At 29.5% G+C, this 14099-nt stretch carries 10 protein-coding genes; 6 read left to right on the top strand and 4 right to left on the bottom strand.

Annotation, left to right across the window (positions count from 1 at the left end; translation table 4 throughout):
- Nucleotides 1–3: 3 nt before the first annotated feature.
- The 3 genes from V3249_RS02990 to V3249_RS02980 are packed head-to-tail and all read right to left on the bottom strand — an operon-like array spanning nucleotide 4 to nucleotide 2903.
- Nucleotides 4–843 carry a carbohydrate ABC transporter permease gene (locus tag V3249_RS02990; RefSeq protein WP_337897087.1) on the bottom strand — a complete coding sequence of 280 codons (840 nt, stop codon included), beginning with the start codon at nucleotides 841–843 and terminating at the stop codon, nucleotides 4–6.
- Nucleotides 827–1756: a sugar ABC transporter permease gene (locus V3249_RS02985; RefSeq protein ID WP_337897086.1), complete on the bottom strand. Its 930-nt coding sequence runs from the start codon at nucleotides 1754–1756 to the stop codon at nucleotides 827–829. The genes V3249_RS02990 and V3249_RS02985 overlap by 17 nt, the downstream gene beginning before the upstream one ends.
- Nucleotides 1743–2903 carry an ABC transporter ATP-binding protein gene (locus tag V3249_RS02980; RefSeq protein WP_069099491.1) on the bottom strand — a complete coding sequence of 387 codons (1161 nt, stop codon included), beginning with the start codon at nucleotides 2901–2903 and terminating at the stop codon, nucleotides 1743–1745. Before V3249_RS02980 ends, V3249_RS02985 begins: the two co-directional genes overlap by 14 nt.
- A gap of 138 nt (nucleotides 2904–3041) precedes the next feature.
- Between V3249_RS02980 and V3249_RS02975 the strand changes: the two genes are divergently transcribed.
- The 6 genes from V3249_RS02975 to V3249_RS02950 all read left to right on the top strand — a co-directional run bounded on the left by V3249_RS02975 (nucleotide 3042) and on the right by V3249_RS02950 (nucleotide 11386).
- Nucleotides 3042–4874: a P68 family surface lipoprotein gene (locus V3249_RS02975; RefSeq protein ID WP_337897085.1), complete on the top strand. Its 1833-nt coding sequence runs from the start codon at nucleotides 3042–3044 to the stop codon at nucleotides 4872–4874.
- Between the two features lie 907 nt (nucleotides 4875–5781).
- The gene (locus tag V3249_RS02970; RefSeq protein ID WP_337897030.1) at nucleotides 5782–6843 is read left to right on the top strand and encodes a phospho-furanose lactonase; all 1062 of its coding nucleotides are present in this window, start codon (nucleotides 5782–5784) and stop codon (nucleotides 6841–6843) included.
- A gap of 71 nt (nucleotides 6844–6914) precedes the next feature.
- Entirely contained in the window at nucleotides 6915–8660 is a 1746-nt protein-coding gene (locus V3249_RS02965; RefSeq protein WP_337897031.1) for a PTS ascorbate transporter subunit IIC, read from the top strand.
- A 161-nt stretch (nucleotides 8661–8821) separates the two neighbouring features.
- Nucleotides 8822–9112: a PTS sugar transporter subunit IIB gene (locus tag V3249_RS02960; protein WP_069099495.1), complete on the top strand. Its 291-nt coding sequence runs from the start codon at nucleotides 8822–8824 to the stop codon at nucleotides 9110–9112.
- Between the two features lie 32 nt (nucleotides 9113–9144).
- The gene (locus V3249_RS02955) at nucleotides 9145–9624 is read left to right on the top strand and encodes a PTS sugar transporter subunit IIA (RefSeq protein WP_318088992.1); all 480 of its coding nucleotides are present in this window, start codon (nucleotides 9145–9147) and stop codon (nucleotides 9622–9624) included.
- Nucleotides 9625–10132: 508 nt separating this feature from the next.
- The gene (locus V3249_RS02950) at nucleotides 10133–11386 is read left to right on the top strand and encodes an IS256 family transposase (protein WP_341517461.1); all 1254 of its coding nucleotides are present in this window, start codon (nucleotides 10133–10135) and stop codon (nucleotides 11384–11386) included.
- A gap of 353 nt (nucleotides 11387–11739) precedes the next feature.
- Here the strand turns inward: V3249_RS02950 and V3249_RS02945 are convergent, their stop codons facing one another.
- A complete protein-coding gene (locus V3249_RS02945) occupies nucleotides 11740–14085 on the bottom strand; it encodes an MSC_0775 family lipoprotein (protein WP_341517479.1) in 2346 nt (781 codons plus the stop codon).
- Nucleotides 14086–14099: the final 14 nt, after the last annotated feature.

The following is a 14099-nucleotide window of genomic DNA, read 5'->3' as shown; positions in this document are numbered from 1 at the left end:
AAATTATTTAATATTGTTTGCCGTTGCATTATTAATAAATTTGGAAAAAATTATATAAGAAAATAACGGAACAATTATTGTAAAAAGTGAGCCTGCTGCTTGAATGTTTTGCAAAAATCCAAGGCTACTTTGACCTGAATACTGAAATCAAGTTGAAATTGTCTGGTATGAGCGGTTTGAAAAAATGTAATTTGGTCATAAAAAGTCGTTTCAAGCTTGAATTGTTGTAAAAATAATTAATAAATAATAGGAAATTTTTATTTTTGGAAAAATTATCAATTTAATCTTTGAAAACAGTGATAAATTGTCAATTCTTGCAAGTAAAAGTTGCTTTTTATCAATTTTGTTAATACTTTTATAAAGGTAAAAAAAGTTAAAAAAGGAAAAAATTTGGTTAACTGTCAGTGCAAAAACTGGCGAATTTGTTACTAATTGATTGCTGTTTAGAATTCTTGCAAGGGGAATATAAGTGCTAATTTCCGGAATAAAAGAAATTGCTACAAAAAGAGAAATAAACGTTAATTTCAGTCTTTTTTTTGCCATTCAAAGTCCAAAAGATGCTAGTGAATACAGGAGAATTCTAAAAAAATTAATGAGCATAATTACTAAAATTGAAGTGGTAATTCCAATTCAAAAATTATCATTAATAGAATTTTTAAAGTTCTCAAGTAAATTTGAGCCTATTTTCAAAGTCAAATTAGGATTATCTTGCAATTCATTAGGCAGCGAAGCATTTACAATTAAATAATATAAAGGAAACAAGAAAAAAATAAGTACTATTATTAAAAAGGAAAATAGCAAAAATTGTAGAAAAAAACTATTTAAATTAAATTTTAATGACATTTTTACCCCTTTTATTTTTAATAAGTTTTAACATTTTTTTCCATGTTTTTGGTCTAAAAATAATAAAAGTTGAAAAAACTGCTATAAGATAAAAGAAAGTCATTAAACTCACGGCAGATTGGAGTCCTGAATTATCGCTTGAAGATAAAATATATGATGCAAGAGTGTGGCCTCTATTTAGATCCAAATTTATGTCGCCTGTAATAACATTTGGGTATAGCATTGTTGCAAAAATGAAGTTTGTGTAGGCAATGACTAAAAATTGATTACCAATTTCCTTAAAATAAAGGTTAAAAATCTTATCTTTTAGGTTAATTCTGTCAATTTGTAAATTTTTTTGATATTTTGTGTGAATGCTCGAAATTGCAAAGAAAAAAAGCACTGAATTAAAAGGGATTGCCCTTCAGAGTTGATAAATTAAATATAGTCAAATTAAATCAATTTTATTGTCTCCGCCGACAAATGAAAAATTTAGATTGAGCATTTTTGCAAAGACATTTTTTTGACCAAAAAGGAAAGAAAAAGCTGTCCCGATTGCAAAAGATGAAATAAAAAACTGGGAATAAAGTCCAGTTATTATTAACATTCTAAGAAATTTACTCTTAAGTTTTGAGAGCAAAATTGCAATAATAAATCCTAGAAAAAGTGCAATCGGTGAGCTAATAAAAAATAGTAAAGTGCTGTTTCTTAGGGCGTCATTAAAATTTGATTTTGCAAATAATTCTCTAAAATTGTCAAATCCTAAATGTTTGTTTTGGCCAGATCCGACATTAAAAGAGTTAAATAATGAATCCAGAATTGGGTAGACTGAAAAAATAAAAAGAAAAATAAATAGTGGTCCTATAAGTAAGATTGCTTTTGTATTTTTGTGAAAAAGAACTGTTTTTACGGACTCTTTATTAACTATTAACACGATTTCCGCCTTTGTCAAAAGCAAAAATTTTATCTTTATTATATTCTATTTTTACATTTTCACCTTGAATATCAATAGGACTTATAATTTCAAGGTCGATATTTTTTTCAGTATCATGAATTTGGTAATAAAAATTATCTGCAATATTTTTTTTATAGAAAACTTTTCCATTGGTTGGTTCAGATGTGCTTGAAATTTTAATGTATTTAGAGCGGATATAATATTCAATTTCTCCTTGTTTTTCAATAAAATTGATTTCTGGCATTCCAATAAATTTAGCGGCAAAAATAGACTGGGGATTTTCAAAAAGTTCTTCTGGATTAGAATATTGCAAAATTTCCCCTTTATTTAAAAGAATAATTTTGTCACTAATTTTCATTGCATCAGTTTGGTCGTGAGTTACTAAAACGATTGTCATGTTAAATTCTTGTTTGATTTTAAGTAATAATTTAATAGTTGATTCCTTAATTTTTGCATCAAGTGATGAAAAAGGTTCATCCATTAAAACTAAATTATCCCCTTTTATAATTGATTTGGCAAAAGCCACGCGCTGTTGCTGACCCCCACTAATATTTTTGGCTTTTTTTAAAAAAATGTCGTCAATTTCTAAGGCTTTTAACACATTTAGGACTTCTTTTTCGAAATATTTTTTTCTAAATTTTAGGAAAAAAATATAAAATTTTATATTTTTCAATATATAAAAGTAAAATTTGAATTTTTTTATAACCTTTTGTACGCCTAAAGTAGATTTGTTTGAAAGCAAATTTCCGAGAGAGTCGCTAAAATCTTGACTATTTTTATCTTTTTTGAAATTTTCCCAGCTCAATTTTCACACTTTTGAGGTTCATTCAGGCGAATTTTTAGCACTAATCCAAAGATTTTTCTTTACCGAAATTTCTTCATATAAGTTGTTTTTCTGCATTATATAGCCAAAGTTTTTGAATTTTTCATGGTATTCAATACCTGTCTTTACTGGTAAAAAACCCGCTAAAATATTAAGGAAAGTGGACTTTCCTGCACCTGAGGGTCCTAAAATTGTAATAATATTATTTGCTGGTATTTCGAGGTCATTAATTTTAAGAAAAGCCTTTTTATCATACGAAAATATAAGGTTTTTAATACTTATAGCAATTGTTAAGTGATTCATATTAAAAAATTTTACCTTTTTTTCAAAATTTTTTTGTAAATGTTGTATAGTTATTTTTATTAAAATTATAAATAACTAATATTTAATTATTGATATTTCTGAAAAAAATTTCATAAAATTAGAAAAAGTGAGAAATATATGAATTTTAAAAAATTTTTTAAACCTTTGTTACTTACCTCACCAAGTCTTTTCTTAATTGCGAGTGCTTGTGGAGTAAGCGAGAATACAATTGATCCAAAAACTCAAGTTGTTATGACAACAAGTCAAGGTCCTTTTTGACCATTAATTTTTGGACTTAATGTTTATGGTAAAAATCAAAAAGGATTAATCCCTTATTACAACCAAAAGTTTAAAGATGATCCTGATTTTGCGCCAGTTAGACTTGTTTTGAGTGATGAGTCAAAAGCAGTAACTCAACAACAAACAACCGAAAACATTAAAAAATTACTGGACACAAATTCAGATCAACTTCCATCAATTGTTTTAGGGGATTCTTCAACTGCGAGTGTTTTACAAGAACGTAATCGACTTTTAGAAATAACAAGTGATAAATTGAAGCCAGGAATATTCACTGATCAAATTGTAGGAAAATACAATTCATTTAATTTTGGCGAAAATAAGTTTTATAACATTCCTTTTAACGTAAATGATGTTGATGCACTTGGATTTAACCTTGATAATTTACGGATTATTTTTGACTTAGTAAAAAAAGGTGGCGGAAAAGTTGATGAGTCAGCCGAAATTTACAAAAAAGCACAAGAATCAGCTCAAAAAGGAAACTCGACTCCTGAAAACAGTTTTTTTAGCAATCTTGAAGTAAAATCTGCCGAAATTTTCAAAGATTTGAACGTAAATTATGATACTTTTTCAAATATTGAAGAAGCACTTGAGTTTTCAACTAAATTTATTGATGGTGTAAAATTAAAAGCTGATGCAAAAATTGATGAAAATACAGAAAATGCGTCTATTTTTGATATTGACTATTCAGGTCTAGTTTTCCACAAAAATATTATTTCAAAATCAGGTAAAAAATTCTGAGAAGCAAAAGGTAAAGATTTAACTTTTAATATTGCGACAGATACATCCTTGCAAGATGAATTTAAAAAAACTTACGAAAAATTTACAAAAACTAACAAAAAAATCGAACAAAAAGTAGGTCAAAAAACCAAGATTTTGCAAGCATTTCAGTTTAAAAACTTTAAGAAAAAAGACAACATTGGTGAATGAGGAAGTCATGATATTCTTCAATATCGTACCGTTTTTGGCTATGTTCCTGGAGTTGGGATTAAGCAATCAATTGACACAGCAACAACCCGTAGCTTATTCGCAAAAAGCAACTCTGAACTTGCCAAAGGTTTTGCAACATTTAATGACGTATTCACAACAAACCAACCATTAAAGTCACGCAAAGATTCTCATTTTTTTGTCTATAACTCAGGTGGATCATCCCTAATCCCAATTAAAACTGACACAGAAAAAATTAATAAAGCAGCAATTAAATTTTTAGAATGACTCTTTACTGGTCAAAATGATATTGACAAACCCGGAACAATGGTCGATAATGCTGATTATTTAATGGAAAATACTGGTTATTTTCTTCCTACAAAAGCGGTTGTAACTCAAGAAAAATTGGAACAAGTAAAGAAAAAATATAAAGAATACTATGATAAAATTGTTGAATTTGAATCTAATAACAAGAAAAGTATTGAACTAGTTGGCGAAGATGCCAAAAAAATCGACTGAAGTTTGTATGAAAAAATGGCAAATCTCAGATCAGTTATAATTTCAATGGAATCAATGCTTAATGCTTTTAAAGAAGATGCATCCAAAGTTAAAATTCTAAGTGATAATGGTAATTTTAAAGAAGCAAAAATTTCGGCAACAATTACAGATTCACTAATTGAATCAACAAAATTCGAAAATAGTAAAGCCGAAACTCCTGAAAAATTACTAACATTAATTAATCAATAAAAACTTAAATTAGCGGTAATTTTAAAAAAAAAATATAAATTCTGCTGTTTGTAAAAACTAAAAATTCGCAAAATTTTTAGTTTTTATTTTTTTCTTAAAATAATACGCATTTTATATATTTTCCCGAGTTTCTCAGTTTGGTGAGGTAATCTTAAAAAAATTGTCCGGTTTTTAGCTTTTTAACTTTTTTGGCAAAAGTTAATTACCTACTTTAAAACACTGGCAAAATCATAAAAAAATACAACTGCTATTTAAACTCAATGCAAATAGAAAACTCGTTTTTATTTAAACTGAGCCTAAAAAAATATATGAAGTTTTGAAAGAACAATAATTAAAAGCCATAAATTTTAGATTTCTAAACGGGTAAATTTAAGGCATTCCATCATATTTAAAAATATAATGGATAATCCGCACTATCTGATTTTAGTATGGCAAAAAACATAAGTAATTCCTCCTTAATTCTAATATTCATTTATTAATTATTCTTAAGTGAGAGTTATTATAACATAATTTTTTCTTGAACCAAGCATTTTTTTTTTTTTTTGCAAAAGGGTAATTTTAAATAATAAAGATTAAGGTTTTAGTGTCAAAAAACACGGATTTACGGGTATTTTTGTGTTTTTATACTCAATAAAAAGTGAATTTTTCCATCAAACTGGTAAGTTCAGAAAAATTCCAAAAATTTTTAGTTTTTATTTTTTATTTTTTTTGTTAAAATAATACGGATTTTATATTTTCAAAGAAGCTTAACGAAGCTTAATATAGTTGTTTATAATCGCAAAACATTTTTTGTTTTGCTTTTTTCACATTCGCTCAAAAAAGTGGTATAATAAAAAATATATTTTAAAAACAAATTTTATTTGTTAAGTGTTGACTTTAAAACTAAAGAAAGGAAAAAAAATTTTTAATGCAAAATACGGAAAAATTTTCTAGAACTGTTTTAGGAGATATTTGTCCCTCAGAATTAGGGGTCGTTGACTGTCATGACCATTTAATTAAAAATTATGGTCCTGAAGCTCATGAACACCCTGATTTTGTGATGCTTTCAAACGAAGCTGCAATTGCCGAATCGCTCGAATTTGCAGCTCGTGGCGGGAAAACATTGGTGACAATGGACCCGCCAAATGTTGGTAGAGATGTTTATCGCATGCTCGAAATCGCCCAGGAATTAGCTGGTAAAGTTCATATTATTATGTCCACCGGTTTCCACAAGGCCGCTTTTTATGACAAAGGTGCTTCTTGACTCGCGCTTGTTCCAACTGATGAAATTACCAAAATGGTTGTTGCCGAAATAACCCAAGGAATGGATGAGTATAATTATTCTGGCCCAGTTGTTAAACGTTCAAAGGCAAAAGCAGGAATAATTAAAGCCGGAACAGGTTATGGGGCTATTGACCGCCTTGAGTTAAAATCACTGGAAGTTGCCGCAAGAGCCTCAATTGAAACCGGTGCGCCAATTTTGGTTCACACCCAACTAGGAACAATGGCTTATGAGGCTGCTAAATATTTAATTGATTTTGGCGCTAATCCGCGTAAAATTCAACTTTCACACTTAAATAAAAATCCTGATAAATATTATTATGCAAAAATAATCAAGGAATTAGGTGTGACTTTGTGTTTTGATGGCCCTGATCGTGTTAAGTATTATACTGATGCAACCTTAGCCGAAAACATTAAATATCTAGTTGATCTTGGACTCCAAAAGCATATTACTTTATCACTTGATGCAGGCCGGGTTTTATATCAGAAAAACTACGGAATGCTAAAAGGGAAGGTGAGCCATGGATTTGCTTATCTTTTTGATCGGTTTATTCCACTTTTAAGACAAGTTGGTGTTAGTCAAGAAGCAATCGATGATATTTTGATTAACAATCCAGCCGAAATATTGACCTTTGATCAGCCGCGAAAATTTGATCCGTCAATTCTTCCTGAGTACGTATTAGAACTCAAAAAAACCTTTAAAATCTAGCGATTTTAAATTCTAACAAAACTATTTTGTTAGTTTAAATTTTTAAAAAAAATTTTAAGAAAGGAAATAAAATGTCGCTTAGTAAAAAAAATAATAAATTACTTTTTGGCCTACTTATTTTCTTGTTTGTTAACCTTTTAATTATCGGGATCACCCTCGGTGTTCGAATGGGACACAATGGCGAGAGTTTTTCAACTGCTCTTGTTTTCCTTGTTCGAGTGGTTTATCTTGATAACTATTTAAGACAAAATGCACTTTTGCTTGGGTCTTTGGTTTTTGTTGGTTATCTTGTTTTAGGCCGTGGTGGTCGCGATGCATTTCTTGGAGCTCTAAAGACCGCTATTGGAATTTTCCTTTTGTCAATTGGAGCAGGTGGGCTAGTTGGTCTGGCTCGTCCAGTTTTTGACGCAATTGGAGCTATTAAATCCGGTGGTGTTGTTCCGCTTGATCCTTATTTGGGCTGAACTTCTGCTGAGAATTTTCTTCAAACAAGCTTTGGACAAGCAAATAACTTTCTTACCTTAGCATCATTCACATTCATTGCTGCTTTTATTGTTAATATTTTAATGGTTTTAGCAAAAAGGTTCACTAACACAAATTCAATTGTGATTACCGGACATATTATGCTCCAGCAATCAACAGTTGTTACCGCACTTTTATATGTAATTTTATTCCGTTCAATTCCGCTACTTGACGATGGGGCAATTTCTGCTGGATCTCAAGTCGGACTTGTACTTATTTCAGGTTTATTTTTAGGAATTTACTGGGCAACTTCGTCAGTAGCTACCTTAAAAATAACTAACCTTGTTACCCAAAATGCTGGTTTTGCTGTTGGCCACCAACAAATGCTTACTTTATTTACTAGCTACAAAATGGGTCGCTTTTTTGGAAACAAAGAGCACAGTGCTGAAAATCGTAAACTTCCTGAATCACTCAAAATTTTTGAAGATAACATTTTCACACAAACAATAATTATTTTACTTCTTTTTGCAGTTTTATTTGCTATAATTATTGGCTACCACGGTATAGAAAATACTCTTAATTCTACTTACAGTGGCTTTGCTGGGCAAGCAGCGAAAATCGGTAGTGCTTGAAATAATAGTACATTCCAAGGCGCAAACTTCGTGTTCCTAATTTTAGGTGGAACACTCAGAATAATTGCTGCCTTAATTGCAATTATAACTGGTGTTAGAATGTTTGTTACTGAATTACAACAGTCATTCCACGGGATTTCCGAAAAAGTAATTCCTGGTGCTGTTGTTGCTATTGACATTGCCGCTACTTATGGATACTCAATTAATGCTGTTACTTACGGATTCCTTGGTGGGGTTCTAGGGCAATTTTTGGCCGTATTTGTCGCAGTTGGACTTGCTGCAATTCCAGGAAATAATTATTCTCTAGTTGCAATTCCACTCTTTATTACACTATTTTTCAACTCAGGAGCAATGGGAGTTTATGCTAATGCATCTGGAGGTTGAAAAGCTGCCTTTATTGTTCCGGCAATTATTGGATTTTTTGAAATTATTGTAATTTCATTTGGTCTAAAACTGGTGCAAAATATCGGCGATGTTGGAATTCCGCAAGGTCAAAATCCAGTTACAACCGGATTTTTAGGAATGGGTGACTGAAACCTCTTCTTCGGACTAAGCCTAATTATCGGTCAATTCCACTATGTTTTAGGATGAATTACTGTTTTTGTTGGAATTATTGGTCTAATTCTTTTAGCCCAAGGAGTTGACTCAACAAAACAAACTAAAAAAACATGACTGCAAAAATTACTGAAAGTCAATGTTGATTTAGTTGAAAAAACAGCCTAATTATTTAGTTTTTGACATTTTTATACTTTTAGTACAAAAAATCTCGGTTCTTGCAAAAACCGAGATTTTTTTATTTGCTTTTTGCAAAATTGTTATATAATTTTAAAATAGTATTAAAAATTATTTTTGTTTGTCTGTTTGTACTAAAAAAAGGAGTAATTATGTCATTAAAAATTGTCGCTGCATGTGGAAATGGAATGGGAACTTCAATGATAATCAAGTTGAAAGTTCAAAAAATAGTAAAGGAATTAGGGGTTGAAGCTTCTGTTGAGGCCCTTTCAATGGGTCAGTCAAAAGGACTAACAAATTCAGTAGATATAATTATCGCCTCAAAACATCTTGTTAGTGAATTTAATCCAAACCAAAAAGCTAAAATTGTTGGTGTAACTAATTTAATGGACGAAAATGAAATTAAAACTGCACTAAGTCCAGTTCTTGAGCAACTTGTTTAGATTTATCCTTTTTTGATTTAGGAGAAAATCTTATGTCAGTTAATTTACTCACAAATTTAATTGAAAATGATTCAATTTTAATTAATCAAAAAGCCCAAACTTGGCAAGAAGCAATCGCACTCTCATGTCAGCCGCTGATTGAAAAAAACTTAATAAGCCCAAATTATGTCGAGTCAATAATCAACTCAACAATCGAGCACGGACCTTATTATATATTAGCCCCTTTTTTGGCAATGCCTCATGCCGAAGCTGGAAAAGACGTATTTAAAGATTGTTTTTCACTTGTGGTTTTTGATAAGCCTTTTTATTTTGACCAAGACAGCCGTCCTGTTCAAATTTTAATAACTCTTGGAGCAACAAGTGCTGATATTCACACCGCAGTTGCCCTGCCCCAAATAGTTGCCGCTTTTGAAGATGTTGATAATATTGACAAAATTATTAAAGCTACATCAAAAGAAGAAATAATCGCCATCCTTGAAAAAGTTGATTTTTCAAAATACCTTAATTCATAACTTTTTCTTTAAAATTTGAAGCTAAAAACCCACGAATTTGTGGGTTTTTAGATAAAAAGCCCCTTTGAGTTTCAGCCAGAGGGGCTTTTTATTATTTTAAAGTTGACCGTTTGCAAAAAGAAAAAAAAAAAAAATGTTTGGTTTAAAAAAATTTTTTGCTATAATTGAGTCACTAAGAATAATTAATAAATTTTGAAATTAGAATTAAGGGGGAATTAGTAATGTTTTTTGCATAAAAAAATCAGTTAGCTCGAATTATCCATTATATTTTTAAATATGATGGAATGTCTTAAATTTACCCGTTTAGAAATCTATAAATTTAGGGCTTTTGGTTATTGTTCTTTCAAAACTTCATATATTTTTTTAGGCTCGAGCAAATAAAAACGAGTTTTCTATTTGCATTGAGTTTAAATAGTAGTTGTATTTTTTTATTGTTTTGGTAATGTTAAATATTTTGTGTTTTTAAAGTAAATTTATTTTGATAAAATTTATTATGAAGGACCAAAATATGAAAAAACAGCAAAAAACATTATCCCCATTTGAGTTAGAAGCTAAAAAACTTGTTGACAAATACGCTGATTATAAAAAAATAAAAAAAGAAGATTTTCACAACGAAATTTCGCATATGTTTAAAACTTTTACTGAGGCGCTCTTAAGGGCGGAATTAAGCCAACATTTAGGCTATGAAAAAAGTAACCGAAGCAAAAAAGGCGTGCATAGGCCAAATAAGCGAAACGGATTTTCGGACAAAACTGTGAATTATAATCATAATAGTTTTCGTCTAAAAATACCAAGAGATCGAAATGGCACTTTTGAGAACAAATTACTCGGTAAATACGAAACAAATTTAGGCGATATCGAAGAGCAAGTGTTTTCACTTTTTGCATCAGGAATGTCATATGAAAATATTGTTAACACAATAAAAAGTATCTATAAAAAAGAAATAAGTAATGCCTGAATTTCTTCAGTTACTGACAAATTATTGCCTGAAATTGAAAAGTGAAAATCGCGAAAAATTGAGAATTCCTATCCAATTTTGTACATTGATGGGATGTTTTTTAATGTTAAAGAAAACGGTGTTTTTGTCAAAAAATCACTTTATCTTATTCTTGCAATTGATTGGGACGGAAATAAAAAAGCACTGGGATTTTGGATTAAAAATACCGAATCAGCAAGTAATTGACTTGATGTTTTTAACGAACTAAAAACTCGCGGGCTGGAAGATGTTCTAATAATTTCTTGCGATAATCTAAGCGGAATTAGTCAAGCAATTGAAGCGGTTTTCCCGCAAACAGATGTTCAAAAATGTGTTGTTCACCAAATTAGAAACTCGCTTTTAAAAGTTTCTAACAAAGACAAAAAAGAGTTTGTCCTTGATATGAAAAAGATTTATCAAGCGGCTAATCAAGAATTTGCAATGCAAAATCTTGATAAATTTGCGGAAAAATGAGGCCAAAAATATCCTTCAATTATCAAGTCTTGGTATACAAATTTCGTTGAACTAACGACATTTTTTAAATATCCATATGAATTGAGGCAAGCAATTTATACGACAAATTTAATTGAGTCAATGAATAGAATAATTAGGAAAAATACAAAAACAAAAGGCGGAATTCAAAGTGTAAATTACCTTTCAAAAATAACTTATTTAACTCTCCAAAACGCATCTACAAAATGACAAAAGGTAAGAAATTGATTCATGATTAAAAAACAATTAGAAATTATTTTCCCTAATCGGTTAAATAATGTAAAATTAAATTAGATTACATTTCTATTTGAAAAATCCATAAAAATTTAAAACACAAGATTATGAACACACCCATTGTTTTTGTCAGCTTTTAACTAAAAAAGGTAGTTTAAACATTTCATAATTTTGCTTTTAAGTTAAAATTTAGCCTTTTTTAGTTTGCCTTATTTTATTAATAAGTAGATTTTGGATTCATGAGTGGTAGATTTAAAATTTAGTTTTTTTGCTTTGATAGTTATTTTTTCTGGGTTTGCCAAAAAAGTTAAAAAAGTGCCCAAAAAACAGACACTTTTTTAAGATTATCACATTAAACGGGGAACTCGGGATAAAAATTCAACAGCGAACTTTGTGTTTTTATCTTTTAGTTTTTAACTATTTTGTTTTGCCTTTGTAAATAAGTTATCCAGTCTTACTCGCGAGGATTTATCATCACGAAATTGGAAAAATATATTTGGATCTAATGCCTGATTTCTAATAAATAAATCCTCGATTGATTTAGTGTAATCTCTGTTTTTATAGCCCTTAAATTGTGTGTCAAGCTTTTTAGTATCTTTTCCACTATTATCAACTAAGTTAATGTCTTTGCTTTGATCAATTTGTACACCCGCAGCTTTAAGACTGGTTAAGCTAATAATTTGCTTATTTTGCTCGTCTACATTGATATATTTATTAATACGGTTTGGTGCTATTCTAATATTTCTTTGTGGTTCAAGCAAATATTTCTGATTTAAAAATTTCTCGGCAAATACTTTTTTACCATTTTTGATTTCATATCGAATTGGATAAGCTTCGATGTGAACGTGCGGTGATCAACCACCATTGTTAGTCATTTGTCCAATTGTACCAAAAGTAGTATTTTTTTCTAATTCTTTTGGATTAATCGGACTAGCATCTTTTAGATAAGTTGCTATTCTTGAAGTATTTTTATTACCTTGTTCAACTTGTGCTGTTTGACCTAAAAGTGAAAGTGTATTATTGTCTAGGTGGATAAAAAAGAAAACAACAGCATCTACATTACGCAAATATTTGTCCTTAATTTCTTGGCTAATTTCTAAGTCCTTAACATCAACTTGTAATGCAACGGTAGTTCCAATTCCTTCAGCGGCCCCTTGATTTGGTAAGTAGTAAGCCCCTAGTAATTTTGATTTTGAAAAAGTTTTTAGCGGTAGACCACTTGGTACTAAGACATCTTCACCATAGTGAACGGCCTGAGTTAATTTATTATCAGTGTAGAAAGTACGAAATTCTTTGTAACCACCAGAAGTCACAAAAGATTTACTCTCTTCGTTAATACTGTTACTGATTTCGCCAATATTTCTTTTTTCTAATTCTGGTATATAAACTGAAGCATTATAAGGTGAAAAAATTTGATTTTTATTTAATAATGAGGTTGATGAATCAAATAAAGGAACAAATTTTGGCACTCCAATATTAAAATCGTCAATATCAAAATCTTGGAAAATAGAACTTTTTGATTTAAAGCTAATTTTAGCCTTAGTTGTGTATGGAGCTAAACTAGTATCGTTAGTTTTTTCTAAAATATTAATTTTAATATCAAAAAAGCTATTTTGATCAAAATTAGTTACAAAATCATCTTTATTGACATTGGCAAAATCATAGTTAAAAAAACTAATTCCACCTTTGAGTTGAACTTTTAGATATTTTTTAAATAGTTGCTGGACTTCTTGTTGATCCAGTTGCTTAAAGTCTTCAATTTTATAGACTTTTTCTGTACTGTAAGCATTTTGTCCACTGCCTGTAATTGTCACAACAGTAACTAAAATAGACTTTAGATCTTCACCTAGCTTTGCATCTTTTAGATAATATTGACTTTTAGTATTTTCAGGAATTTCTACTGTAAACAAATCAATATTTTTTAGCTGTTTATCAAGATATTTAGTTCTAATTAAAGTATCAGTCTCACCTTTGATTTCTTCTTTAGAATTTAAATTTTCTAGAGCGCTATAAATAGAAACATTAGCCTTATTTTTATAGTTAATTTTACTAATCATTTTGGCTTTATTAATATTATCTTGCTTTGCTTTATTTGGAGCAAAACCACTAATTTGTTTATAAATTGTAATGAAATTTTCTCGTTTATAAGGGTTTTGTTTGTCATCGGCATTATAATATCTAATAGTGATAGGAATATCTAAAATTCTTGTGTCATCATTATTTTCTTGAATTTGATTATAGTTTATTTCATAATAGAAATTATTTAAGTCCATATTGATTTGTTTAGCTTTGGATTCTAGGCCTTGCAGATCTAAATTTAATTTGATAAAGCGATTTGCTAATTTATTTTGCTTAAAATTTTTGATTTCCACTTTAGCTTGATCTAAAGTTAAAGTATTATTTTCAACTGTTGGATTAATTATTTCATTGTTAGAATTAAGTTGTTGTAAGTCAGAAATATGCGATACTTGAAAGTCTTGATTAATGTTAATTAATTTGGAGTTAGAATTTTGCACTTGATAAGGCACTTTAGCAAATTCTGCTGTTATAAATTGTTCTAAATTATTCGCTTTAAACAAATCAATATTAAATTGTGGCTCATAAATTGAATAGTAAGGGTTGTTTTTGTTTAACTCTAAATTAGTAGAACTCGTAAATACATTAGCACTGTTAGTTACTCCACAAGAAACCACCACTGAGACGGACAAAGCAGAAGTTAGTACACCTAAAAATAGTTTTTTGTATTTTTTTCTAAACATTTTCTTTCCTTTGT

The sequence above is a fragment of the Mesomycoplasma ovipneumoniae genome, assembly GCF_038095995.1.
GTDB classification, from domain to species: domain Bacteria; phylum Bacillota_I; class Bacilli_A; order Mycoplasmatales; family Metamycoplasmataceae; genus Mesomycoplasma; species Mesomycoplasma ovipneumoniae_F.
This window is presented reverse-complemented; position numbering and strand designations above follow the sequence as displayed.